This is a genomic window from Ekhidna lutea, assembly GCF_900188325.1.
GTDB classification, from domain to species: Bacteria; Bacteroidota; Bacteroidia; order Cytophagales; family Cyclobacteriaceae; genus Ekhidna; species Ekhidna lutea.
Window position 1 is genome coordinate 185,014 of the sequence record NZ_FZPD01000006.1, and the last position, 25,711, is coordinate 210,724.

Annotated in this window: 28 protein-coding genes; 14 read left to right on the top strand and 14 right to left on the bottom strand. The window is 40.3% G+C overall.

Features of this window, described 5'->3' with window-relative positions; translation table 11 throughout:
* Window positions 1-2: 2 nt before the first annotated feature.
* The 4 genes from CHB71_RS17305 to CHB71_RS17320 are packed head-to-tail and all read right to left on the bottom strand — an operon-like array spanning window position 3 to window position 3,826.
* Window positions 3-887, bottom strand: coding sequence for a hypothetical protein (locus CHB71_RS17305; protein ID WP_089358215.1), 885 nt, complete (start codon window positions 885-887; stop codon window positions 3-5).
* A 13-nt stretch (window positions 888-900) separates the two neighbouring features.
* Window positions 901-1,128, bottom strand: a complete 228-nt coding sequence (locus tag CHB71_RS17310; RefSeq protein ID WP_089358216.1) for a cytochrome b5 domain-containing protein — start codon at window positions 1,126-1,128, stop codon at window positions 901-903.
* Window positions 1,128-3,485 carry an endonuclease MutS2 gene (locus tag CHB71_RS17315; protein WP_089358217.1) on the bottom strand — a complete coding sequence of 786 codons (2,358 nt, stop codon included), beginning with the start codon at window positions 3,483-3,485 and terminating at the stop codon, window positions 1,128-1,130. Before CHB71_RS17315 ends, CHB71_RS17310 begins: the two co-directional genes overlap by 1 nt.
* Window positions 3,485-3,826: a DUF4296 domain-containing protein gene (locus tag CHB71_RS17320; protein WP_317043994.1), complete on the bottom strand. Its 342-nt coding sequence runs from the start codon at window positions 3,824-3,826 to the stop codon at window positions 3,485-3,487. Before CHB71_RS17320 ends, CHB71_RS17315 begins: the two co-directional genes overlap by 1 nt.
* A gap of 126 nt (window positions 3,827-3,952) precedes the next feature.
* Here CHB71_RS17320 and CHB71_RS17325 point away from each other — a divergent pair, with 126 nt between their 5' ends.
* The 12 genes from CHB71_RS17325 (at window position 3,953) to CHB71_RS17380 (ending at window position 12,295) form a co-directional block, all read left to right on the top strand.
* Window positions 3,953-4,837, top strand: a complete 885-nt coding sequence (locus CHB71_RS17325) for a DUF58 domain-containing protein (RefSeq protein WP_089358219.1) — start codon at window positions 3,953-3,955, stop codon at window positions 4,835-4,837.
* Window positions 4,818-6,074 carry a hypothetical protein gene (locus CHB71_RS19050; protein WP_245811346.1) on the top strand — a complete coding sequence of 419 codons (1,257 nt, stop codon included), beginning with the start codon at window positions 4,818-4,820 and terminating at the stop codon, window positions 6,072-6,074. Before CHB71_RS17325 ends, CHB71_RS19050 begins: the two co-directional genes overlap by 20 nt.
* 1 nt (window position 6,075) lies before the next feature.
* Window positions 6,076-7,116 (top strand): VWA domain-containing protein, encoded by a 1,041-nt coding sequence (locus CHB71_RS17335; protein WP_179213463.1) that lies wholly within the window; start codon window positions 6,076-6,078, stop codon window positions 7,114-7,116.
* A gap of 245 nt (window positions 7,117-7,361) precedes the next feature.
* Window positions 7,362-7,631 carry a ribbon-helix-helix domain-containing protein gene (locus CHB71_RS17340; RefSeq protein WP_089358221.1) on the top strand — a complete coding sequence of 90 codons (270 nt, stop codon included), beginning with the start codon at window positions 7,362-7,364 and terminating at the stop codon, window positions 7,629-7,631.
* A complete protein-coding gene (locus CHB71_RS17345; RefSeq protein ID WP_089358222.1) occupies window positions 7,612-8,022 on the top strand; it encodes a type II toxin-antitoxin system VapC family toxin in 411 nt (136 codons plus the stop codon). Before CHB71_RS17340 ends, CHB71_RS17345 begins: the two co-directional genes overlap by 20 nt.
* Before the next feature lie 60 nt (window positions 8,023-8,082).
* Entirely contained in the window at window positions 8,083-8,592 is a 510-nt protein-coding gene (locus CHB71_RS17350; RefSeq protein WP_089358223.1) for an RNA polymerase sigma factor, read from the top strand.
* Window positions 8,576-8,992, top strand: a complete 417-nt coding sequence (locus CHB71_RS17355) for a hypothetical protein (protein WP_089358224.1) — start codon at window positions 8,576-8,578, stop codon at window positions 8,990-8,992. The genes CHB71_RS17350 and CHB71_RS17355 overlap by 17 nt, the downstream gene beginning before the upstream one ends.
* A 58-nt stretch (window positions 8,993-9,050) precedes the next feature.
* Window positions 9,051-9,572 (top strand): DUF4252 domain-containing protein, encoded by a 522-nt coding sequence (locus CHB71_RS17360; RefSeq protein WP_089358225.1) that lies wholly within the window; start codon window positions 9,051-9,053, stop codon window positions 9,570-9,572.
* Window positions 9,573-9,634: 62 nt separating this feature from the next.
* Window positions 9,635-10,120 (top strand): hypothetical protein, encoded by a 486-nt coding sequence (locus CHB71_RS17365; RefSeq protein WP_089358226.1) that lies wholly within the window; start codon window positions 9,635-9,637, stop codon window positions 10,118-10,120.
* Complete coding sequence (locus CHB71_RS17370) at window positions 10,117-11,010, top strand: ABC transporter ATP-binding protein (protein WP_089358227.1); 894 nt, start codon at window positions 10,117-10,119, stop codon at window positions 11,008-11,010. Before CHB71_RS17365 ends, CHB71_RS17370 begins: the two co-directional genes overlap by 4 nt.
* Window positions 11,003-11,842, top strand: coding sequence for an ABC transporter permease (locus CHB71_RS17375; protein WP_089358228.1), 840 nt, complete (start codon window positions 11,003-11,005; stop codon window positions 11,840-11,842). Before CHB71_RS17370 ends, CHB71_RS17375 begins: the two co-directional genes overlap by 8 nt.
* Window positions 11,843-11,953: 111 nt before the next feature.
* Window positions 11,954-12,295 (top strand): hypothetical protein, encoded by a 342-nt coding sequence (locus CHB71_RS17380; protein ID WP_089358229.1) that lies wholly within the window; start codon window positions 11,954-11,956, stop codon window positions 12,293-12,295.
* Between the two features lie 88 nt (window positions 12,296-12,383).
* Here the strand turns inward: CHB71_RS17380 and CHB71_RS17385 are convergent, their stop codons facing one another.
* A complete protein-coding gene (locus tag CHB71_RS17385; protein WP_089358230.1) occupies window positions 12,384-13,424 on the bottom strand; it encodes an endonuclease/exonuclease/phosphatase family protein in 1,041 nt (346 codons plus the stop codon).
* Between the two features lie 318 nt (window positions 13,425-13,742).
* On the opposite strand from CHB71_RS17385, the gene CHB71_RS17390 reads away from it, so the two are divergent.
* A complete protein-coding gene (locus CHB71_RS17390) occupies window positions 13,743-15,098 on the top strand; it encodes a cell envelope integrity protein TolA (protein WP_089358231.1) in 1,356 nt (451 codons plus the stop codon).
* A gap of 38 nt (window positions 15,099-15,136) precedes the next feature.
* On the opposite strand, the gene CHB71_RS17395 is transcribed toward CHB71_RS17390, so the two are convergent.
* Window positions 15,137-16,618 carry a dihydrolipoyl dehydrogenase family protein gene (locus CHB71_RS17395; RefSeq protein ID WP_089358232.1) on the bottom strand — a complete coding sequence of 494 codons (1,482 nt, stop codon included), beginning with the start codon at window positions 16,616-16,618 and terminating at the stop codon, window positions 15,137-15,139.
* A gap of 426 nt (window positions 16,619-17,044) precedes the next feature.
* On the opposite strand from CHB71_RS17395, the gene CHB71_RS17400 reads away from it, so the two are divergent.
* Complete coding sequence (locus CHB71_RS17400) at window positions 17,045-18,454, top strand: M48 family metallopeptidase (RefSeq protein ID WP_089358233.1); 1,410 nt, start codon at window positions 17,045-17,047, stop codon at window positions 18,452-18,454.
* Window positions 18,455-18,803: 349 nt separating this feature from the next.
* Here CHB71_RS17400 and CHB71_RS17405 read toward each other — a convergent pair whose 3' ends face one another.
* The 8 genes from CHB71_RS17405 to CHB71_RS17440 all read right to left on the bottom strand — a co-directional run bounded on the left by CHB71_RS17405 (window position 18,804) and on the right by CHB71_RS17440 (window position 25,631).
* Complete coding sequence (locus tag CHB71_RS17405; protein ID WP_089358234.1) at window positions 18,804-19,529, bottom strand: phenylalanine 4-monooxygenase; 726 nt, start codon at window positions 19,527-19,529, stop codon at window positions 18,804-18,806.
* Between the two features lie 2 nt (window positions 19,530-19,531).
* Window positions 19,532-20,536, bottom strand: a complete 1,005-nt coding sequence (aroF, locus tag CHB71_RS17410) for a 3-deoxy-7-phosphoheptulonate synthase (RefSeq protein ID WP_089358235.1) — start codon at window positions 20,534-20,536, stop codon at window positions 19,532-19,534.
* Window positions 20,537-20,584: 48 nt separating this feature from the next.
* A complete protein-coding gene (gene trpA / locus CHB71_RS17415; RefSeq protein WP_317043996.1) occupies window positions 20,585-21,370 on the bottom strand; it encodes a tryptophan synthase subunit alpha in 786 nt (261 codons plus the stop codon).
* A 3-nt stretch (window positions 21,371-21,373) separates the two neighbouring features.
* On the bottom strand, window positions 21,374-22,558 hold the full coding sequence (gene trpB / locus CHB71_RS17420) for a tryptophan synthase subunit beta (RefSeq protein WP_089358237.1): 1,185 nt from the start codon (window positions 22,556-22,558) through the stop codon (window positions 21,374-21,376).
* Window positions 22,555-23,175, bottom strand: coding sequence for a phosphoribosylanthranilate isomerase (locus CHB71_RS17425; protein WP_089358238.1), 621 nt, complete (start codon window positions 23,173-23,175; stop codon window positions 22,555-22,557). Before CHB71_RS17425 ends, trpB begins: the two co-directional genes overlap by 4 nt.
* A gap of 103 nt (window positions 23,176-23,278) precedes the next feature.
* Window positions 23,279-24,070, bottom strand: coding sequence for an indole-3-glycerol phosphate synthase TrpC (gene trpC, locus CHB71_RS17430; RefSeq protein ID WP_089358239.1), 792 nt, complete (start codon window positions 24,068-24,070; stop codon window positions 23,279-23,281).
* Window positions 24,070-25,062 carry an anthranilate phosphoribosyltransferase gene (gene trpD, locus CHB71_RS17435; protein WP_089358240.1) on the bottom strand — a complete coding sequence of 331 codons (993 nt, stop codon included), beginning with the start codon at window positions 25,060-25,062 and terminating at the stop codon, window positions 24,070-24,072. The genes trpC and trpD overlap by 1 nt, the downstream gene beginning before the upstream one ends.
* The gene (locus CHB71_RS17440; protein WP_089358286.1) at window positions 25,059-25,631 is read right to left on the bottom strand and encodes an anthranilate synthase component II; all 573 of its coding nucleotides are present in this window, start codon (window positions 25,629-25,631) and stop codon (window positions 25,059-25,061) included. Before CHB71_RS17440 ends, trpD begins: the two co-directional genes overlap by 4 nt.
* Between the last annotated feature and the right edge of the window lie 80 nt (window positions 25,632-25,711).

The following is a 25,711-nucleotide window of genomic DNA, read 5'->3' on the forward strand; positions in this document are numbered from 1 at the left end:
TGTTAGTTATTAAAATCTATTCCCCAATTTTTTTTCAGGCTTTCATTAGACCCTTTATAATATTCTTGAATTCGCTTCTCCAGCCCGTACTTTGAAACATAGGATGATCGACTAGAAAAGAGACGGAATAAGTAAGGATCTAAAATGATAGCAAATATCTTCCAAACTAATCGATTTGAAATTCTTTTTGAGATTAAATGAAATGGTCGAACGCTGCTAAACGTAAAGTGATTCACCAGGCGAAGAATGGAGATGCCTAAATTTGATAACGACTCATTTGCCTTTCTTTTTGCTTCAGATGTTTGATAAGTAGTCTTTGTAAACTGGGATATTTTTTGGATGAATGATTGTTGGTCTTCATGTAAGGATTCCTGAGTCAGCAAAAGAATGTTTTCCCTTCCAAACTCAGAAGCGTATACATCGACTAGCTTATCATATTGGAGATAACCTCTATGAAAATATTTTTGAGGTAAAGGCCTATGATTATCGATATCCAACCAATTACGAAAGCTGAGGGTACCTCCCTGAACAACATACTGTCGATAATATGAATCGATGGCTTTTTCCTGACTTCTAATGGTAATGATCACCTTGTCAAACCCAAGTTTCTTCAGTGTTTTTGCAATATTTGACCTCCCCAGACCCTTATAGTAAAATGGAGATCCGGTGAGTGATTCAAAAGAATAAAGTGTATTCCCAGTGCTCTGAGAAAGGGCGCTTTTTATCTCGTCAATGGAGTAATCCAGTACATCGGAGTAAATGATTGGCTGAAAAACCTCCCTGCAAGTACGATAGTCAATGTAGTTTATTCCTTGTAGCAAAGGGAAAACCCTCCATTGTAAAAAAGTGGAAGCGGTTTTGGGAAACCCGACATGGACTATTTTCATAGGGTCTTTTTAATTAATGTACTAATCGACCTACCACCTGCAATTTCTCAAAAACTTTTGTATCGTGAGGTGCATCCTGGAGTTCATCCGTCAAATCCTGACCGGCCCAATGCTCATAATGTTTGCCATTTCTCCACATTTTGGAGTTCGTCACATCATAAATGACTCCTTTATAGGCGATCCAGATTTCTTCCCGCTCGTTACCGTTTCGAAGGGCCAATTGATGCCTGGTAAATTCCATTATTGAAGCTTAATGATTGAGATTCCTGCACCTCCCCGATCCGCATGCTCATCCTCCACACTTGAAATGCCTGGGTGACCTTTAGTTATATTTCTTACAATTTCTCTCAAAACACCATGCCCTTTTCCATGTACAATTCTGATCTCATCGACACCAACCAGCAGCGCTTCATCAATAAAGGACTCCACCCTGCTTATAGCCTCATCTGCTCTCATTCCACGAATACTGATTTCATGATCAAAATTGGCCATTTTATCTGTCAGGTTGATACCCATTTGCTTGACCTTCTTTTGATAGCTGACCTGTGGGGCATCATTTGCTTTTTGAAGGTTGTCAATAGATACGATTGACTTCAATGCTCCAAATAGCACCTCTGCCTGCTTTCCTTTTATCTTTTGAATCGTACCGGCCGTTTCCTGTCCAATTAATTTAACCACATCTCCTTCTTTTAACGGATTTGGTTTCCTTTTGTCTTGTTCTTTATAATGAGTTTTTTTCCTATCCAGTTTTTCTCTGGCGGCCTTGGTCCGTTCTTTTGACGCTTTACTTTCCTTTATTTCTCGGATGGTTCGTTCCACATCTTTATTTGCGTTTGCTAAAATGTGACTTGCTTCCTTTTTTGCCTCTTTGATGATACGAGCTTTATCTTCTTCAAGCATCTTTCTAAGCTCCTCATAATCCTTCCTTACCTTATGGATATCCGCTTGATCTTTTTCCAGCTTTTTTGTTTGCTTTTCAAACTTTGCCTTTTCCTTTTCCAGCTGGTTCAAAAGCTGATCATAAGCTACGTGTGAACTCCCTATCTTTTTCCGTGCTGAAGCAATGATCTGATTCGGCAGCCCAATCTTACCAGCAATTTCAAATGCAAATGAACTACCCGGCTTTCCTACTTCAAGCTCAAACAGGGGTTCAAGCGCATCCAGATCATATTTCATTGCGCCGTTGATTAACCCCGGAGTTTCATCCCCAATCTTTTTGAGATTTTGATAATGAGTGGTAATAATTCCAAAAGCTCTTTTCTGATTTAACTCATTAAGAACGGACTCTGCGATAGCTCCACCAAACTGTGGCTCAGTGCCTTTTCCAAACTCATCAATCAGAAAAAGTGATTTCTTATTGGTGTGCTCAAGAAAGTAATTCATTGAGGTCAAGTGCGAGCTGTAGGTACTGAGATCGTCCTCTAGTGATTGAGTGTCGCCAATATCAATGAAAATAGAAGAAAATATGCCCATTTTACTTTCCTCACTTATGGGTACTGGAAGACCTGTTTGGAGCATATACTGCAATAGCCCTACAGTCTTTAACGCTACTGATTTACCGCCCGCATTGGGGCCAGAAATTATCAGTATCCTTTTCTCCTGATCCAGAGACAAGTTCAATGGTATAACCGGTTTACCACTACCCTTATGGGATAAATACAACAATGGATGGACAGCATTTATCAGGGCAAACTTTGAAGACTTCTCAATTTCCGGAACAATCCCATTAATTAAATCGCTAAGGAGTGCTTTGGCATGAATAAAATCAAGTTTTTCAATTAAGTCAGCTCCTTTTTGCAGATTTGGCAGATTGGCTCTTACATGATCCGACAGCTCAATCAAAATGCGAATTACCTCACGCTTTTCTGCATATTTTAACTCTCGGACCTGATTATTCAATTCCAATACTTCTCCAGGTTCCAGATAGACCGTCTGTCCAGTGGCTGATTCATCATGTACAAACCCCTGAATTCGTTTCTTATGCTCTGCTTTAATCGGAATAACCAATCTACCATCACGCACGGTCAACGTACTGTCTTCCTCCGTAAACTGATCTTCTTTTGCACGTTTTAGCACTTTTTGAATAGCCGATCGGACGGCACGTTCAGACTTTGAAATCTTAGTCCGTATTTCTGAAAGTTCCTTTGAAGCTGAATCCTTTACCTCTCCTCTTTCATCAATGGTTTTTTCTATGTGAATGGCAAGATTCGGATCAATTTCTATGTGACTGGATAAAGTCAAAAGCTCTGAATATTCGTTTCCTTTCTTTTGAAAGAATGAAATCCACGAGGTAAGGGTATTGACTCCTCGTTTTAGCTCATGGAAGTGTTCAGGATCTAAAAATGATCCCGGAACCTTTACCTGAATCAGGTATTCATCTATATCAGGAAATTCGAATAGAACATTCTCAGAGCTCGACTTCAAGCGAATCATCTCTTTAGCTTGAGTCAGCCACTTTAATAATACCTCGAATCTCTCGGTAGGCTTTGCTTTTTCAGCCAGCTCCTCCCCTCGTCTGCTTTGACAAAAACGAATCAGATGCTCCCTAATCTGATCAAAACCAAGTTTATCTTCAATATCCTGCGGATATACCTTCACTACTTAAATCTTTTCTCCTTTTCCATTAAAGAATCCACTACTGTTGTATAGATTTTTTCGAACTCATTCGGATTGTCCACGTAGTAATTAAAACTTCGTTCGTATTGATCCTGTGTGATTCCTAAATCCTGAAAAAGAAGCTTTTCATAATGATCATAAACGACCTGAATAGAATCACCATCTGCAAGGTAAAGGTTAGAGATTTTACTCTCCAAAAGATGAATTTCAGTCATCACTTTTACCATCTTCTCCCTATTTATTAGGTCTTCAGGTACGTTTGATCCTGTACAAGAACAAACTATTACAAGAACGGTTAAAAAAATACTTCTCAAATCAGTCAATATATGTGTGAAAATATAATTTTGAAGGTCAAAGATTGTTTAGATCAATAGCAAAGATCATACAATGCTATGCAATTATCAATGATGCCATATTAATGCCAAACTTGATAAAGCAATAAACTCAACATGAAGGATATCCTCAAAAGGCTTAGACGGTACGAAATTCGCATTCGCAAGGCGATTAACTCGCAAATGCAAGGAGATTTCCATTCCATTTTTAAAGGGTCAGGTCTGGAATTTGACGATGTACGCCCGTATCAATGGGGAGATGATGTCCGTAACATTGACTGGAAGGTAACAGCAAAAGGACATGGTACCTTCATGAAAACCTTCATTGAAGAAAAAGAACAAACAGTATTTTTCTTATTGGATGTTTCTGCCTCCCAGGAAATCGGAAAAGACAAACGTCAAAAAATTGATCTGGCGAAAGAGATGACGGGTTTGCTGGCACTTTCTGCCATTCGTGAGGGAAGCAAGGTTGGTCTGTTATGCTATTCAGATCAGGTGGAAGACTATGTTAAGCCTAGTAAAACCATCAAACATGCATATGAAATAATTAATCGCATGTTTTCCCTTAAGGCTAAATCCAGAAAAACCAATCTGGACGAAGGCATCAAATACACATTAAACCTCTTAAATAAGAAAGCCATCGTTTTCATTATTTCTGATTTCATAGATGAAAACTTCACACATTCGATGCGTGGTTTAGCTCGTAAACATGACCTGGTTGTAGTACATATATCAGATAAAAGAGAATCTGCAGTTCCACATTTAGGCATTGTCCCTCTCTATGAAAAGGAATCTGGCAAAACAGTATGGCTAAATACTTCATCCAAAGAGTTCAAAAATGCAGTAGACAAAACACATGGTAAGAATAAGGAGTCGCTCGAAGATTTCTGCAGGAGAAATGATGTGAATTATGTCTCTATTGGTACAGAGGATGATTATGTACCTAAACTCATCAAACTATTCAGACACAGAAACAGAAGCAATGCAAGAAAGACGAGGTAAATACTTGATCTCTATCATTGTCCTTTTGAGCTCCATCAATCTGGGAGCGCAGGAAATTACTGTGAAGGGTGGATTTGTAGAGGACAGCCTGCTCATTGGTCAAGATGTAAACTACTGGGTTTCAGCAAGCTATCCGCCTGATTTGGAAATGGTATTTCCAGATAGTTTATACTCATTTGCACCCTTTGAATTTAGTAGTAAAATCTACTATCCGACTCAAGTAAAAGAAGGTTTAGCATTTGATTCAACCGTGTATACAATTCAGTCATTTGAAATAGATAAGGTACAATACCTCAATCTGCCAGTTGCTATCTTAAAAGGTAATGATTCTACCATAATCAACACCCCGATCGATTCAATTTACCTGACCGAATTGGCACCAATGGTGACAGATACTACCAAGCTGAAAACAAACCTTGACTATCAGTTAGTGGATACCCAATTCAACTATCCACTCATGTATTATATCATTGGCGGATTGATCATTTTGACCATCATCATTCTTTTAGCATTTGGTAAGAAGATTTTACGCTGGTTGAAACTGAAAAAATTACATAATGAATACGCCCAATATGCTGACATATTTGCTACATACATAAGGAAATTAAAAACAGACCCTGAACCATCAACAGCTGAAAGGGCGCTATTTCTTTGGAAGAAGTATCATGAGAGGCTGGAAAAAATACCCTTTACAATTCTTACCACTAAGGAAATCCTCGATTATGAATTCACGTCAGAATTAAAAAATCCACTACAAAATGTGGATAGAATGGTATATGGACGTAAGGTTAATGAATTCGTATTTCAGGATTTCCAACAATTGGAAGAATTTTCACAACATCGATACAATGAAGCATATAATAAAATAAAGCAAAATCAAACTGATACCATTCCCAAGACAAAAGATGAAGAAACTGAAATAGCGGCAACAAAAATCACCCAGTTTGGACTCACTCTAGACCAGCTGAATGAAGAGCTGAGGCATGGAGGCAAATTCGTAATTTACTATTATACCATATCAATAATAGTCTTTTCATTCAGAAGGTCAAGCAAGGTTAAATTCATAAGTAATGATGAAAATGGAGTAATTAAAGGACTCCCATACACACTGATTACTTTTTTTCTAGGCTGGTGGGGTATACCGTGGGGCTTCATATACACACCTCACTCACTTTACGTGAATTTAAAAGGAGGTAAGGACGTGACTGCAGAAATATTAAAAGAAAATTCGAATTAGTATGGTCTCAAAAATCTCGTGGTTTTCACTCGATTGGTTTTCTCCTTCTAAGCTTCAAAGCTTCGATTGGGCTAATCCGGTTTGGTTTTATGCCATGCTAATTATTCCGTTCATTTTTATTCTCAGATGGCTTATTGTTAACCAGTTTAGCCAAAAACTGCCGGTAGCGCTAACCAAAAAAGATCTTAAAAGTGACCCCATCACGTACCTCCGGTTTATACCACCTGTGTTCTTCATCATCAGCCTTTTATTGATTATGACTAGCCTGGCAAGGCCTCAGACAACCAACGAGCAGGTAGAACAATGGAGTGAAGGAATTGATATCGTTCTGAATATTGACATTTCCGAATCCATGCAAATCATGGATTTTCTTCCCAACCGATTAGAGGCGGCAAAGGAAGTAGCGAGAAACTTCGTTGCGGGAAGATTTCAGGACAGAATTGGATTGGTGATCTTCTCAGGAGATGCCCTCCCTTCATGTCCGTTAACAACCGATTACGGGCTTCTCTATGAATTAATAGAAGATATTGACTTTGATAAAATTGAAAGTAGAGGCACTGCTATTGGTAATGCCATTACATCAGGCATTAATTTTCTTCGTGAATCTAACTCGGAATCTAAGGTGATGATCCTGCTAAGTGATGGCGACAATACAGCTGGAAATGTCGACCCCATCACAGCCGCCAATCTGGCCAATGCTTATAACATCAAAATGTATGTAATAGCAATCGGAAGGGAGGGCAAAGTACCTTTTGGAACGGACTTTTTCGGTCGGCCAAGAATGGTTGAAAATACCTTTGACGAAACTGCACTGAGAGAAATTGCGAAAATCGGTAACGGTAAATTTTACCGTGTATCTGATAAAGAAGCGTTGGTTCAGGTATTTGATGAAATAGACCGATTAGAAAAAGCCGAAATAAAGGAAACACGCTACAAAGACACTACAGATTTCTATTATGTCTATTTGAAATGGGCGGCTGTATTCTTTTTACTTTGGCTACTTACCAAATCCACTTTCGTAACCAATGTAATAACAGACTAGTTTTTTTGCTATCTATCGACCTGTTTGTAACTTCATACATGAATCAAATGGATTGAAATGCATTTACTTTTTTACTTATTGCTTCTTTTGGATGATCCTGAGCCAATCGAATATGATAGCCTCTATAAAGGTTGGTATTTAATACCCATACTTATCGTCGTACTGCTGATCGGCTATTGGGTTAGAAAAAAGAGGAAATAGCTCTGATTCTAGGATTTAAATATTTGTATTACATTTGTATTACAATGAGAGGTAAGAAAGAAAATATGCTAAATGTTCGGTTAGATCATGACACCAGCCAAAAATTGACTGAATATAGCCAACAGCATGGTTCTTCTAAATCTGCTATAGTTAAAGAAGCATTAGCCATGTATTTCAATAAAGAACAATCAAAGCAACTTCCTTTTGCTCTAGGGAGTGATCTATTCGGCACAGCTAAAAGTGGACAAGCGGACCACTCTGTAACCTATAAAAGCAAAATAAAATCTAAGCTTCATGAGAAACACACTCATTGATGCAGGTCCGATTATTGCTCTTTTTGATCGATCCGATAAATATCACTTGAAAGCTGTCCGCTTTCTGGAAAGCTACGAAGGGTATTTATGGACCACCTGGCCTGTCATTACGGAAGCATCTCACATGTTGGACTTTAGTATTAAAGCTCAATCTGCATTACTTGAATGGATTGATCGGGGTGGATTACGAATTTTTGAGTTAAAAGAAGCACATATAGGACGCATCAAGCAACTGACTGATAAGTTCAGTGATGTTCCGATGGACCTGGCAGATGCATCATTAGTCGTAGTATCGGAACTCTCCGGATATAATGAGATCATATCAATAGATTCAGATTTTTACATTTATCGAGACGTTCGAAATAAATATCTAACGAACATTTTCAAGTAGTCAGATTTTTATTTCAATTCTTCTGTAACTTTTCATTCGGCTTCCACATCATCTTGCTGAATGTCACACAATCTATACCATAAAGAAATCCTTCCCGCCAGTGATGGCATGTACAGATACGCGTTATCGATCGTACGTGAACCGGAAACGGCAAAGGATATCGTGCAGGACTGCCTCACGAAAATCTGGAGTATTCGTAAGGATCTGGACAAAGTAGAAAAAGTCAACGCGTGGGCTTTTCGTATTGTCAGAAACCGATGCATCGAGATCTTGCGAAGAAACCGATATGCAGACCTGGATGAAAAGGTGGTAAATATGCGACATTCAGACCCGGTGGAAGAACAGGCAATCACCAATGATTTTATGTCTTTGATGAGGAAGGTTTTAAAAGAGCTACCGGTTAAGCAGCAGGAAGTCTTTCATCTTCGTGAAGTGGAAGACATGAGCTATCAGGATATAGCTGAAACATGCGGGCTTACTGAAAGTGATGTAAAAGTCAATATTCATAGGGCTCGAAAAAAAGTAAAAGAAGCAATGCAAAAAATAGACGCTTATGGGATCGCAAATTGATAAACTACTGGAAAAGTACTGGAATGGAGAGACAAGTCTGGAAGAGGAACAAGTGATCAAGGCTCACTTTAAATCTAATCCAGCTCTCACTAATGAAGGTCACTATTTTCGGTATCTCGCCAAACAAAAAGAGATAAGGTTTAGTAAAGCCAAAGGGGTCAATAAAAAGAAAGCCTGGCTTTCAGCTGCAGCTACTATTACTATAGGGATTATCACAGCAGTGTTGGTTTTCAACGATGCACAGAAAGATCCTTTTGCTATAGAAGATCCTGAAAAAGCATTCCAGGCTACTAAAGAAGCTTTAATGATGATAGGCGGTCAACTTCAGGAAGGCCAAAACCACACCCTAAAGCTGACGAAGTTTAATAAGGCTAAAGAAGAACTTCAAGAAGATTCTTGAAGCACTTTAATTCAGAAAACCGAAACCTTCAATTTAAGACCATTTAAAAAAAGATGATATGAAAAAGTTAGTATTCTCAATAATGATTTTATCCATAGCCGGCCTGGCATATAGCCAGCAAGTAGTAACCAAGTACATGGATAAATATGAAGATGACGAGACCTTCACCAAAGTGTCTGTCAGCAGCAAAATGTTTTCACTCTTTGCGGAAATGGAAGGAAGTGAAGAAGACGAGCAGCTTTTCTACGATATTACCAGTAAGCTTAAAGGCATGAAAGTAGTAGCCAGTGAAAAAGTATCCAGTCCTAAAGCAATGTATGATGGTGCTGTTGCAGATGTAGAAAAAGCAGGATTTGAAGAATTAATGACGGTGAAAGATGCTGAGGAAAATGTAAAAATCTCTATCCGTGAAAAAGGAGGGGTTATTGAAGAACTTATCCTGGTTGCCGGAGGCAAAGAGAAATTCGCGATTGTAAGTATCTATGGAGAGATAGACCTGAAACAAATCTCAAAACTTGCCAGCCTCATGCGCGTAAATCAGTTGAAATATCTCGAAAACCTGGATGAAGCAATTGATTAAGACAGTTAGTTGACAAAGGCAGGTGTGGGATTACCCTATCCTGCCTTTTATTTTACTCCTTTATGAAAAAACTTTCACTACTAATTTCAACCTTCACGCTCTCCATGTCTCTTTTTGCTCAAGAGGCTATCATTAAAGAGTTTGCAGAACCACGAAGGACCACACGCTGGATGAACCCATTATGCTTTTATCCAAGCACACTTCGTATGATTAACCTCGCGCAAGAACCAAAATTCAACGAGCTTGTCAATGATATTGACAAAGTATTGATCTACACCCTTGATTCTGCAACTTTGGCTAGTAAATCATATGGCCAGTTTATGGCAGATTATGAAAAATTAGGCTATGAAGAGTACATCAGCCTATATGGCCAACAGAAAATCAAAGTGATAGGTAAAGGCGAAGAGTACGTAGGTATTATTGCGACGGAAGACAATGCCATGTGTTTCTATCTGCGCGGATCTATTCCTTTTGCCAAAATCCCCGAACTAATACAAAGCTTTCAAAGCGACGATTTGTTACCTATGATAACTGAACAATTCAAATGAGTGTATTAAAAATCAATAAGCTCACGAAGAAATTCGGCAAGCTAACAGCCGTAGATCAGCTAGACCTCACCATTGAAGAAGGTCAGGTTTATGGCATATTGGGGCCAAATGGCAGTGGAAAAACGACTACACTAGGAATGATACTCGAGGTAGTAGCACCTTCGAGTGGTAGCTTCGAGTGGTTTGGAGGAGTTGAAAATGTAGCAGCTCGTCAGAAAATAGGCGCTATCCTGGAGACACCATGCTTCTATAGTTATTTGACTGCTGTACAGAACCTCCGCATTGTGGCCCACATAAAAAAATGCGGCACTTCCAATATTGATAACATCCTGAAGCAAGTCAACCTCTTCGAGCGCAGGAATGACAAATTCAAAAATTTCAGTCTGGGTATGAAGCAACGTCTTTCACTTGCTGCTGCCCTCCTCTCCGACCCTCCTGTACTTATGCTGGATGAACCCACAAATGGATTGGATCCTGAAGGAATCGCTGAAGTACGACAGCTGATTAGAGACATTGCGGCACAAGGTAAAACCATCATCATGGCAAGTCACCTGCTGGATGAAGTGCAAAAGGTATGCACTGATTTCTGCATCCTCAGAAAAGGTGTGAAACTGCATGAAGGATCCGTACATGAAATACTAGGAGAAACCAATGTAGTTGAAATTTCATCAACTGATTTAGATCAGCTTACCACTACAGTATCAAAGTTTGAAGGGCTGGAAAAATTAGAAAAGGAAAATGGATCTTTAAAAGCATTTTTAAAGGAAGGCCAATCTTCGGATCATCTCAATCGCTTTTGCTTTGATCAGGGCATTGCACTTAAAAAGCTGATCCCGCAATCAAAATCACTCGAACAAGAATTCTTAAAAATCCTCAAGGAAAATGATTAGAGCTTTTACTCTCGAATGGCTTAAACTTAAGCACTACAAGGTATTCTGGATCCTTTTTGGCCTCTATCTTTTGGCTCAACTGATTATAACCAATGGAGGAATATTTTTCCTGGAGTGGCTCCAAAGCAAGGAAATTGATATAGAGGGGATAGACCCAACCATTTTACCCATTTATGACTTTCCGGACATTTGGCATAATGCTACCTGGCTAGGATCATTTGTTAAAATTCTCATCTCTTTTATCATTATTGTTTCTGTGAATAATGAGCTGTCTTACAACACATTAAGACAAAATATTATCGATGGTATAAGTAAAAGAGAGTTTCTGCTATCAAAACTATCGCTAATTCTGTTTCTGGCTGGCGTTTGCACATTGGTGCTGTTCACCTCAGGATTGATTGCGGGTTTTATGTACTCGCATGTAACCGATCTGAAATATGTATTCAGCAATATGGAACACCTTGTTGCCTATTTCATGCAACTTGTTGTTTTCAGCCTATTTGCGTTCAGTGTAGCTATGGTTATAAAAAAGGCTGGTTTTGCCATTGTACTAATATTCCTATATAGCATGGTGTTTGAGCCAATCATCACAGCCATTTTAGAATTTGCTCCATTCACGAAAGACTATACCGAAGGAATCGTAAAGTTTTTTCCGATTTACTCGATTGAGAAACTGTGTGGTAAATTCTACGAAAGTCCCTTTGCAAGATATATTTTTCAGGAAATTAAAGAAGGACCACTATGGTTTGAGTGGATTATTCCTGTCATTTGGGCATTCATTTACCTTACTTTTATTACCTGGATTCTCAACAAAAGAGACTTAAAATCCTGAACGACAGTATTCTGCGTTTCACCTACATTTTTACACTTCTTAACTAAAACCTTCATACCAAGTGAGGGTTTTTCACGTTGTTTGTGTTAGAATAAGTAAAGAAAGCAGGTTATGATCAAGTTTGTATTAATACTCGTATCGGTAGTCTCATTCAACTTTGTTGTTTCCTATACTACCACAATGGAAAATACACAGCCAAATGAAGTAGCTGTTGTATTTAGCGATGAGGCCGTTGCTATAGAAAGCGGTCAACCCGTATTCACTAAAGGAACTAAAATATGGGTAACTAATCCTAACAAAGAAGATATTAAAGTATACCTCAATGAAAAAGAGGATAAAATCAGCGATGAAAAAGTTGATTTATCCCAGATCACGAATCTAAATGAGGGTACTTATACGTTAGTATTGAACACTGACTCAGAGGAAAAAGTGTTTGGTTTTACAATACAATAGTTTAGGTTAGTTAGGTTGTTAAAAAGGTAAAAAGCGCGTCACCTATTGGCTGATGCGCTTTTTTTGTTTAAAACATATTCCGTGCGCATCACAAGCTTGCTAAAATTTCCTTCGCCTCTTCTTTATCCTCCCTGTCTGCATGTTCTTTAGAGGCCAAAGCATGTGCTGATGGATTTAGCGTGACTTCAGCCAGAATAGGAAAGTGATCGGAATTAAAATTATCGAGACGTTTTAATTTCTTTATTCTAAAATGATGGCTAAGGAAAATATGGTCTAAAGGCCAGCGTAGAAGCGGACGTTCTGCATGAAAAGTATTATAAAAGCCACGTCCCATTCGAGGGTCCAGTAATCCACTTACCCGCATGAATAGACGAGTGGTATGAGACCATGCGACATCATTCATATCACCTGCAACGATAACCGGCAAGCTAGTTTCCCGCGCCATCCTTCCTACTATTACAAGCTCTGCATCCCTTGGAGTAGATTCATCGTTCTCTCCCGGAGCAGGGGGCCTTGGATGAAGCCCATAAAATTGCATCAACTCACCTGAGGGGTGCTTTAACTTGGTGTGAATAGAGGGAACATCCTTCTCCACTAAGAATTTGACTTCAGAATCCTGTAAAGGTAATTTCGAATAGAGCATCATGCCATACGTATTGTCCAACGGATGAAGCACTTGATACTTGTATTCCTTTGAAAGTGTTGGATGAATATGCTCCTTCCATATCTCATTTACTTCCACTAGCAGCAAAATATCCGGTTCCGCTCTCTTTTGAAGCTTTAAAAAACCGTCAAAATCATCATTGGTCATCAATACATTCGCTGAAAGAATACTGATTGGATTCGAGTCTTTACTTTTTGGCAAAGGTGGGCGTTTAAGTGAAGTATAAGGCCAAATGACGATCAATCGATAGGCAAAAAAGGTCATGGTCAAACTACAAATAATACCATCAATCCAACCTTGGGGAAAATGAAACAACAGCCACTCAATCGTGCACCATAGTCCCAGCACGGCAAACTGAAGGTAAGGGAAATCAAAAGCCCTGATCCACCATTCAGCCCTTTTAGATAAGGTTGCGAATGAACCAATAATAAATATGATACTTAAAATGAGCAGAATAAGCTTCATGCTGTTAAGATAACATACCTTTCACAAAAGCTAATACATTCGCTCATGCAACTACACCATCATTGATATTTTAGTAAAAGAGATCAAAAATCAACGTGATATAATTCTGAATATTCTGATTATAATTATTTAAATAATATTATGAACTGTATTATTTAATATTTATTGCATTTTATTTCTACTAATACTTAGTACTCAAAATTATTCTACTGTTATCGTAACCCAATCAATTATAAATGCGTTAAATATTATGTGTATTTGTAAATGCAACTATACGAATGATTAAAATTATGTTTCACCATTAAAATTTGAAAACCTATGATCTTACTTGGTATTCTTATTATTCTATTTGGTTTGTTTATGTTCTATCTCCGGCCGCAATTGAGCGACCAGGATCAATTTGAGGATGGCGTCCTTATCAGGAGAAAAGCTCCACCCTTCTTCCTGATGTTTACAAAGAAAATATCACTTTTTATTGCGGGGACTGGATTTATGGTTGCAATGCTTCCATACTTGTTTTTCTGGGCTGAACCAGGCTATCAGTACTTCCTGGTCTACCCGACAGGTCACAGTGATGTGGTTATGAATCAGGGTATTAAATTTCGGGGCTTTGCTAAGGTAGTACCGTGGCAAAAGTATATAGATGTGAAAGTGACTGATCCGGACGATGAAGTTAAGGACATAGAAGGCTTAATGAAGCCGATCCCTATCCGATTTATTGATCAGGTAACTGCAGAAGTAAAAATCTCCGGAAGGTTTCAGCTACCAACCGTAGAAGAGGACTTCATCACACTTGCTATCAAGTACCGTACGATGGACAACCTCGTACAAAACACGTTGATCCCAACTATCAGAGAGCAAACGAACAACACCGGTTACATGTATGCTGCACAGGATTACATATCCGGCGAGGCACAAAGTTTCCGACAAACGCTAGACGAACAGCTAAAAGATGGAGCGTATGCGGTCATCAAGATTGAGCACAAAGATACGGTATTTAATGAGGTCCAAAAAACAAATACCGACCGTGCCATCAAAGAGATACGCACAAGCTACACGGTGGAAAAAGTATTGGAAAATGGGCTTCCAAAGCGGATTCCTCACGAGTTGACCGAGAACAACATCATAGTATCTCAGGTAATTGTGGATGACGTGGTGTTGGAACCAATCTTTAAGCAGCGATTGGAGGCGCAACGAGATGAGTCTGCAAAACGTCAGATTGAGCAGCAAAAGGTAGAGACTGCCAAGGCGGCACAGGCACGTATCATTGCCGAAGGAGAGCGAGATAAAGCCGGGGAACGTGTGGCTCAGGAGAAAGAGCAGGTTAAGCAACTGATTGCTATAGAAACGAAGCTGAAACAAGAGCGCACAAACAAGGAGTTGGCTGCTATAGCCCTGGAAACAGAGCGGCTGAAAGCACAGCAAAAGAAAGTGTCTGCCGATGCGAAAGCATATGAAAATGCGAAGCTTGTAATCGCGGGACTTACACCTCAGGAAAGGGCGGAGTGGCAATACAAAACTTCTGTTGGAGTAGCAGCCGAGCTGTCTAAACTCACCTTCCCACAAACGATGATTATCGGAGGGGAAGATTCCGGAGGAACACCACTGGAGTCATTGATAGGTGCCGCTATGGCAAAACAACTGACAACAGATAACTCGAATTTCTCTAACTAAACGAAGGGGCTTTTGCCCCTTTTTAAATGAAGACGACCCTACTCAACCAAATCCTGATACTCATTTCCATCCCAAACCTGGCATCTAATTGCATTTCTAAGCACTCTAGGCTTGAATAGTGGCTTTCCCATCAAAATACGCCCACATTCTTGAATGCCTTCAATAATGGATGGGTGTGGGTGAATCAGTTCTGCCAATTCTTTGATACTGTTGTCTTGTGAAATCAAAAGGGCAACTGCCTGAATAGCACTGGAGGCATGCTCTCCTACCACACGCATACCCAGAATGTTCATCTCATCATCATTTGTCACCAGGACCTTGATAAAGCCCTGCGTGTTTCGCATAGCCGTAGCACGGGAGATGGTCTCGTAGTTCAAGCTGACCATTTTGTACTGCAAGCCTGCTTGCTTTGCCTGTATTTCATTCATTCCTACCCCTGCTACTTCTGGATCAAGGAACATTATTGTGGATATATTCTTATAAATCAGTGGCTGTTCCGGCTTGCCAAAAATGCGTTCCACCGCATAGCGTCCCTCCAATTCACCAACATTTACCAGGGATATATCTGCGGTAATATCTCCAACCGCATAAATATTTGACACAGATGTTTGGGTCAGGTCATCTTTAATTCCACGATCATCTATCTCTACCCCAAGGCTATCATCCAATAACTTATCATACTGCGGAACGCGACCAATAGAAATCAATCCCTTTTCTACCCTGAAACTTTCTTTGTTCCCATCTGTATATTCAAGAATGTATACAACCTCTTCTTCCTCCACTCTCATCTCTATCAGTTTGGAGTTTCTATGAATTAAAACCCCTTTTGCTTCAAGATTTTTCTCTATCACCTTAACAACGTCTTCATCTTCGAATGGTAGAATCCGATCTCCTTTATCAATTAAGTGAACCTTGGTGTGTCCAAAATTGGAAAATATGGTTGCAAACTCACATCCAATCACCCCGGCACCCACAATCACAATTGACTTGGGGAAGTGGGTAAGGTTACTAAGTCCATCGGAGGTAAAGACAATTTCTTCATCTATAGGAAGGTGCGGTAATTTTCGAGGCACACTTCCAGTCGCTAAAATGATGTACTGAGCCTCCAGGCATTGATCCTGACCGTTTCCGGAAACTTCCACGGTATTCTTACTTGTCACCCGGCCTGTTCCGTGAATATATTCAAACAGATCACCACCCAAACCCAGGTTGATGTTCTGCATGTGATGTGTGAGCAGATTCACACGCTGATCTACCGCCTGTGCAACTTCTCCTTTTACTTTCTCATAGCTGAACTCGGTGCTCCCTACATTGAGGGCATTTCCATGCACGTTTATCATTCGAGCTTCTCGGGAGATTTCCCACCATGTTTTGCTCCAAAGTGCACCTTGATGGATTCCTGCACCTCCTAATTTATCTTTTTCAATTAGGGCTACACTTTTACCGAAATCGATGGCTCGCATAGCTGCAGCATATCCTGCAGGGCCGCCACCGATGACACAGACGTCAAATTTCTTCATTTGGCTAGGCGATTGTTTTCCCTAAAGATAAGGATTTGGTTGATTTAAATATATCAGAAGAAATACGGAGGGGTGAAAAAGCAAAAAGGGCGAAGAATCATTGACTGATTTTCGCCCTTCTAATACTGCAACTGCCGAAGCAACTGCAATATTTCAAACTACTGTTCGGACTCCCTTCGGATGCGCCTTCAAAAGTTGCCTTTTGATTCGCTTTTCTTCAACAATCATTCAAACTTCGCTGATCCAAGCCAAACTTAAAATCAACTTCCCTTTGTCTGATTGGAAACGTGAGTTTCAGTTTCCTATCCCTTGTTTGATGATACTAATGTAGAGTATAACTTTACATCTTCAAAAATTGTAAGTGCTTAGTTTTCAACAAGTTTTACCATAGTTTTCCACCTAGTTATTCACATATTGTACTGGTTAATGAAAAGGATTGCCCAAAGTCTGGTGATGACCCTGGTTACATTTTCTATTCAAGCTCAACAGGTTAATTACCCAAGTCTGACTGTCTTTGATAAAGGATCAACCGAACTAATCCGGGATTTGAAAGATCAGAAAGATGAAGAAATAAAAGAGCAGCGCATCCCCACTTCAAGTGATTATGCTTCGGTTTACGATCAAACCACCGATTATCTTATTAATCTGGTTGAAAACGAAAAATTCATCAATGACGATGAGATCCAGGCATACATCGATGAGATCAATGAAAAACTCACCATTCATAACCCGGAGGTAAAAAAGATCAAAAAACTGCTTATCGCGAGAGATGGTTTGCAAAATGCAATTTCCTACGGAGAAGGTACGGTATCTATTAACCTGGGACTTATCGCTCAAGCAGAAAGTGAGGATATGATCGCATTTATACTTGCGCATGAACGAGCACATTATCATTTAAATCACCTAAGAAAGCGGATTGACAGTCACCTGCGAAGAGCATCCACAAGATCTGTTGAACGAAGAATCAAAAAGATTCCGGAAGGAACCATGACGCTTGAAGACTTGGAATATGTGCAATATTGGTTCAGCACAATGTTTATGAAAAGTAGAGGTAATGAACTAGAAGCAGATTCACTTGCATTACTCATGTTAAAAAATAGCGGTTACAGTGTGCATGCCTCCATTGAAGCACTCAAAAAGTTAAAATCTGCCTACCATCCGATTTATCCTTTAAAAACATCACTTTTTGATGCATTCATCTTCAAGGAGATCCCTTTCAAGAAGCGATGGTTAACACCAAGAAAAGCTTTGCAAGCCGATGATTTATTCAGGCACTTACTAAATAATGATTCGATTGAAACACATCCCGATCTAGACCTTAGGGTACAAAGGATAATAGCTGAAACGATGAATACGGCACCTAGAACGTCCACGCCAATCCCATCAAACTTAAAAAGTGTTTCGCATAACAATCTTGTCGATTGTTTTTATGAAACAAAATTTTATGATTTAGGTATACATCATGCCTTGCAGCTCAAAGCACAAGCCGACAACAAGAGCTACTTTGATTTTGAGATCGGAAGGATGCTCTATGAAATAGCCCTCGCTAAAAACGATAAAATATTACCTGGTGTAATAAGGATTAACATCGATCATTATCCCGATGAAACCAAAGCGCTCAACTATTTTCTCTACAATCTGACGGTTGCTGAGGCGGCTGAAATTTCATACCTCTATGTCAAGAAAAACTTTGATCCGCAAAACCCTGATCATTACAGAGTGCTGCACAACATCTTATTAATCACTAACAGGTTTTCGGAGGATAAAGAGCTGAGAAAAAAATTCAGGAAGACTTTTTCGGGAGAAAGTTTAAACAAATATTCAGACGCGGATTAGTTCTTAAACCAGGATAATAACAAAAAGGGCGAAGAATCAGATTGATCTTCACCCTTTCAATACTGCAACTGCCGTAGCAACTGCAATATTTCAAACTACTGTTCGGATTCCCCTTCAATGCGCTTTCTGGAGTTGCCTCCAAAACCGCTTCTTCAAAGCAGTCATTCAAACTTCGTTGATCCAAGCCAAACTTAAAATCAACTTCCCTTTGCCTGACTGGAAACATTTGTTTCAGTTTCCTATCCCTTGTTTGATGATACTAATGTAGACCATAATTTTACATCTCCAAACTTTGTAACCTTCTAGTTTTCAACAACTTTTACCCTGGTTTTCCACCAGGTTATGCACATTATGCTATAGCTGCCAACTTCTCCTGCATTAGCTTTTTTATCTCCGGAATAGAATTATATAACTGTTCGTATGATTCCGTGATAAAATACTCGGTTTGAAATACATCTTTTCTATAACCGGTCTCAAGCATATGCTCGATGCTGAACTTATGTTTAGGAGGCTCCTCGCTTAGTGAAAATTTGGTTTCGCCCGCTGAGGAGAGAATGCCGGCCCCATATATTCTTAGCCCCTCTTTTTCCTGAATCAATCCAAACTCTACGGTAAACCAGTACACTCTTGAAAGCAGCTGAATGGCGTAATCATTTCCCACATACTCCAGCCCAATCTTACTAAGCTCCTCCAGGAAGTTGACAAAATGCTGATTGGTAAGTAGGGGCACATGCGCAAACACATCGTGAAACATATCCGGCTCTTCCAGGTAATCCAGCTCTTTCATTTTCCTTAACCATGTTGTGGCTGGAAATCGCTTGTTAGCCATCAGTTCAAAGAAAGTATAATCAGGCACAATCCCCGGCACCACGGCCAGCTGCCAGCCGGTAGTGTCTTGAAGAATCTGGTTTGTTTCCTTAAAATCAGGTATCAGCCCCGTCTCAAAGTCTGCAATCTTTAACCCTTTTTTATAAGCATCACATGCATGGGTTGGAAATTGCTTCATCTGCCGATCAAACAAAATCTTCCAAACCTCAAAATCCTCCTGTGTGTAGTTGTCGTAAATCTGCCTCATATCTAATTCGCCATGCTATTTAATACTCTCAATTTTTCTATCAGTTGATTCGCTTCATTAAAGTCTAAGGTTTGCTGCCCATCAGAAAACGCCTCCTCCGGCCTGCAATGTGTTTCAAAGATGATCCCATCTGCACCTGCAACAGCTGATGCCATTGCTACAGGACCTACATGGTCTCTGATTCCAATTCCATGAGATGGATCTGCGATCACCGGAAGGTGTGATTTCTCTTTAAGGATAGGAATTGCATTGATGTCAAAAGTGTTTCTGGATGCTTTCTCATAGGTGCGAATCCCACGCTCACATAAAAGCAAGCGTTCATTGCCGCCTGAGAATACATACTCAGCACTATGTAACAACTCATCGATGGTTCCTGATATTCCCCGTTTGATCATCACCGGTTTATCTACCCTACCTAATTCATCCAACAGATTGTAATTCTGTGTGTTTCGGGCACCTACCTGAAACATATCTACATAATCATGCATTGCTTCTATCTGGGAAACCTGCATCACCTCAGAGACGATCTTGATCCCATTTTCTCGTGCGAGTTGGTGCCACAGTTTCAACCCATCAATTCCCAATCCTCTGAATGAGTAGGGGGAACTTCGTGGTTTATACACACCTCCACGCATGATTTTGATATCATTGGCTTTAAGCAAATTGATGGTATCCATGATATTCTCCTCTCCCTCAATGCTGCAAGGTCCGGCCATCAATGCAAAATGACCTCCTCCTATTTTGACATCATCACCCAGGTCGATCACCGTTGGGTTCACTTTCCATTTGGCCGAAACCAGCTTATAATCATCCGATACAACATGGATATCTTTGATTCCTTTAAGGTGTCCTATTTTTCGTATATCAAACTGCCTCTTACCTGTCCCAATAAGATAGCTCCCGTACTGCGTTTTGACGTGAGTCGTCTTGTATTTCAATGACTTAAGCTCTTGCTCTACTGAACTGAGTACCTCGCCATTTACACCGTTTTCTAATTGTATGATCATTTTAATTAATCGCTAAGATTCCTGAGTAATTCACAGAGAAAACCGAGCTTATTTTTTAATTCCTTTTACAAATTCTTTTATAGCACTATCTGAAGCATCATTTTTCAATTGTTTGATAAATGCACTTCCTATTATGGCTCCATCGGCATACTTGCATGCCGTCTGGTAGGTCTCCTTATCAGAAATGCCAAAGCCAATCAATCTTCGGTTTTTGAGTTTCATTTCCTGTATCCGTTGATAATAGGCTAGTTGACCTTCTTGCACACCAGTTTTAGCACCAGTAATGCTTGAGGATGAAACCACATAGATAAAACCACTGGAGTTTTCATCAATCTCCCGAATACGAGTTTCGGTAGTATTGGGACTTATGAGGAAAATATTGTGAATCCCTTTCTCTTTAAAGTTAGCTTCATAATGGTCAAGGTATTCCTGCATGGGTAAATCGGGTACAATCACTCCATCTATTCCAACTTCTGCACATTTATCACAGAATCTTTCGATTCCATACTGTATGATTGGGTTCACATACCCCATAAGTAAAACCGGAATCGTCACATGTTCTCTGAGGCTCTTTAATTGTCCGAAAAGCACCTCGATGGTCATTCCATTCTCCAAAGCCTGCTGAGAGCTCTCCTGGATGGTTGGGCCATCAGCGACCGGATCAGAAAAAGGAATACCTATTTCCAGCATATCTGCTCCTGCCTCTTCAAGAGATCGTGCGACACTAATGGTATCGTCCAATACAGGATATCCAGCTGTGAAGTACACATTTAGGGTGTCATTCCTTTCAATAAATACATGGTCTATTCTATTCATTACCGTCAACTTCTCCATTTCTCAGTATTTACCCCATTTGATGTATGTTTCCAGGTCTTTATCACCTCTCCCTGAAAGGTTTAGAACCACAACTTCGTCTCGCTCAAACCTTCTATTCTCCAAAACAGCCAATGCGTGTGCTGATTCAATTGCCGGAATGATTCCTTCCAGTTTGCTAAGCTCTATGCCTGCAATCATCGCCTCTTCATCAGTGATGCTGTAAAATTCAGCTCTACCCGCATCAAATAGATGCGCATGCATAGGTCCAATGCCCGGATAATCCAACCCCGCTGAAATGCTATAAGGTTCCACAACCTGCCCATCATCTGTTTGCATCAGAATGGTCTTGCTTCCATGAAGCACACCCGGTTTACCTAGCGTGGTTGTAGCCGCGGATCTTCCGGACGCCACACCTTCTCCGGCTGCTTCCGAGGCAATCAGGTTAACTGATTCGTCATCCAGAAAATGATAAAAAGCCCCTGCCGCATTGCTACCTCCCCCGACACAGGCAATCACATGATCAGGTGCGTTTCTTCCTTCTACTTCCTGAAGCTGGCTTTGAATCTCTGCACTGATGACCGACTGGAAACGGGCCACCATATCCGGATATGGGTGTGGGCCAACAACAGAGCCGATGATATAATGCGTATCATCTGGATTGTTAATCCAGTGACGCATCGCTTCATTTGTTGCATCCTTGAGGGTCTTGCTACCGGAAGATGCCGGCCTTACTTCGGCACCTAATATTTTCATTCGTTCCACATTGGGCTTTTGCCTGGCCATATCAATCTCCCCCATGTACACCACACATTCCATACCCATTAGCGCACAAACAGTGGCAGTAGCTACCCCGTGCTGCCCCGCTCCGGTCTCGGCAATGATCCTTGATTTACCCAATCGCTTGGCCAAAAGAATCTGACCTATGGTGTTGTTAACCTTATGCGCTCCGGTGTGACATAAATCTTCACGTTTGAGGTAAATTTTGGTATTGTGCTTTTCAGAAAGCCTTGAAGCAAAGTATAAGGGTGTTGGTCGTCCCACATAAGTTTTAAGCAACTGATCGAATTCGCCTTTAAAATCATCGGATTCAATAATCTGTAAGTAATTCTGCCTCAGCTCTTCCACATTGGGGTAGAGCATCTCAGGGATATAGGCACCTCCAAATTGCCCGTAGTATCCTTTTTCATCCACATTGAACCTACTCATAGTGCCTCCTTTAATAACTTTAACTTCTCAATGTCTTTCAAAGCGGGTTCCACCTCAAACCGGCTATTGACATCCACGCCCACCAGTTTTTCGATATTCATTTCCTTAATCTGATCAATGTCTTCAAGCTGTACTCCACCACTCAAGAGAAAGGGAACATTGATATTATAAGTACGCAGGATGTTCCAGTCGAAGTGACGCCCTGAGCCGCCGTAGTTCATTGATTGGGTATCAAAAAGAAAATAATCAGCAATACCTTCATACTGTTTAGCTACGAAGGGGATTGTATCCATCACCCGAAACACTTTGATGACTTTAAGACCCTTCTCCCTTATTGCCTTAGCGAAATCCAAATCCTCATCCCCATGAAGCTGTATGTACTCCAATCCATATTTATCTGCCAGAGTGACAATATTTTCCAGGCTTTCATTCACAAAAACACCAACCTTATGAATGCTCAATGGAATACGCATGACGAAATCCCCATCCATTTCATCCACATACCTGGGTGATTTTGGATAGAAAATAAATCCAATAAAATCAGGCCTAAGGTCAAGCAACCCACTGATATTTTCAGGGTCGCGCATACCACAGACTTTTAGTTTTAGGTTATTCATTATTGTAAAATTTTTATAACATCCCCCTCCCACGCTCACCCTCTCGCACCCCCCTTCAAAGGGGGAATATCCCCTTTAGGGGATTACAGGGGTGTTTAATATTTTATTCAATTTCCAATTGTTTTATAAACTCCTTTGCAGCCTTTTCAGGTCGTCCATTTTTCATGAAAGTCTCACCCATGAGAAACCCTTCGAATCCTTCCTTCTTTAATTCTTTGATTATTTCCGGATCAGCCAATCCACTCTCAGAAACCTTCACAAAATCCGCAGGGATCTTCTCAACCAAATCCATTGAGGTCTTCACATCAGTTTCAAAGGTTTTGAGGTTTCGATTATTCACACCGATCAAATCAACCTTGTCGGTAATACTTCTCTCGAGTTCTTCTTCATTATGAACCTCAAGTAGCACTTCCATACCTAATCCCTGAGCCAATTTTCCCAGCTTCTCGATCTCTTTCTTATCGAGGACAGCAGCAATCAAAAGGATAACATCCGCTCCTAAAGATTTTGCTTCGATGACCTGATATTCATCAATCATAAAGTCCTTGCGGAGAATAGGACAAAAATTGAATGATCTGGCTACTTTCAAATCCTCCGGAGAACCTCCGAAGTAGTCTTTATCTGTGAGCACAGACAAACCGGAAGCACCCGCCTGCATGTAACCAATAGAAGTGCGCTCAACCGAGACATGTGCGTTGATCATCCCCTTCGAGGGAGATTTCCGTTTTATCTCGGCGATAATTCCCGATTTATCCTCTCTTTGGAGGTATTTTTTTAGTGAAACCGGTTTACCGTCAAAGTACATGCTTTTTTCGAGCAATTTTACCGGGTAAAGCTCCTTACTCGCCTCTACTTCCTTTCGCTTATTCGCTACTATTTCAGACAGGATATCCATTAACTATTGATGCTTAAAAAGTTTTTAAATGATTTTAGGGCTTTTCCACTTTCCAATGAAATTCTTGCTTCATTTACTCCTTCTTCAAATGTGCTTTGTTTTACAGTGGAAATAGCCAAACCAGCATTTGCCAGCACGGCATGATTTTGGGCTATTGTTCCTTCCCCGGATAAAATCTTATTGAAAATGTTTGCCGCTTCCTCCACTGTTTCTCCTCCATGAAGTTGATCCTGATGCAGCGTATCAAACCCCATATCATCGGGAGCAACCAATTTTTCAGTACCATTGGAAATGAGCTTAAATTCACTTGTCAATGAAATTTCATCGTATCCATCGAGTGAATGGACGATAGAGAAATTTTTGTCTGTATTTTGATATAAATAGCCGTACAATCGTGCCAGTTCCAGACTGAAAACTCCTACCAATTGATTGGGCGGAAAGGAAGGATTAACCATCGGACCAAGCATGTTGAAAAAGGTTTTCACCCCTAGTTCCTTCCGAATAGGCCCAACATTTTTCATGGCTGGGTGAAATAGTGGAGCATGCATAAAACATATGCCTGATGCATCCATCGATTTTTTCATTTGATCCGAATCTCCCGAAAACTTTGCGCCCAGATGTTCAAGCACATTGGATGACCCACTAACCGATGACACACCATAGTTGCCATGCTTGGCCACATTCACACCCGCTCCTGCGACGATGAAGGAAGAAATCGTTGAGATATTAAATGTATTCTTACCATCACCGCCCGTTCCGCAAACATCAATAGCGTTATATCCTTCCAGATCAACCGGATTGCATAAATCGAGCATCGCATCTCTAAAACCCTCCAGCTCTTCTACTCTGATAGGTCTCATAAGATAAACAGTGAGAAATGAGGCAATCTGGCTGTTATTATACTGTCCGGTCGCAAGACCTGTCAAGACTTCCTTCGCCTCATCTCGCGACAGTATTTGGTTGTTTATTAATCTGTTTAGTATTTCTTTCATAGTTCCACCCAGTTTTTCATCAGCTGTTTCCCATGCTCTGTCATAATGGATTCCGGGTGGAATTGTACACCCCGAACATTATATTCCTTATGCTTAAAAGACATGATATTGCCATTTTCAGCTACACTTGTCACCTCCAATTCATCCGGAAGGCTCTCTTTATCCACGACCCAAGAATGATACCTGCAGACATTAAATGATGCCGGTAGACCCTCGAAAAGTTGATCGTTTGCTCTCAATTCAATCGGGGTAACCATGCCATGATAAACCTTCGGTAGATTCAAGAGCGTAGCTCCAAATGCCTCTCCTATCCCCTGGTGCCCAAGACAAACGCCCAATATGTTTTTAGTGGATGCATATTTCGCAATCACATTCGGCATGAGTCCGGCATCTTTAGGCAAGCCCGGGCCTGGCGACAGAAGTACATGACTGTAATTTTCTACTTCGCTTAATTCAAATTGATCATTTCGAACGATTCGCATGTCTTCCGCAACACCTAACTCTCGAAGAATATGCACCAGGTTGTAGGTAAAGGAATCGTAGTTATCTATGATTAGTACTTTCTTCATTGACATCCCCCTCCCTCTCTTTGTCTATCGCACCCCCCTTCAAAGGGGGAATTTTCACCTGAAAATGTATTTATATTTTT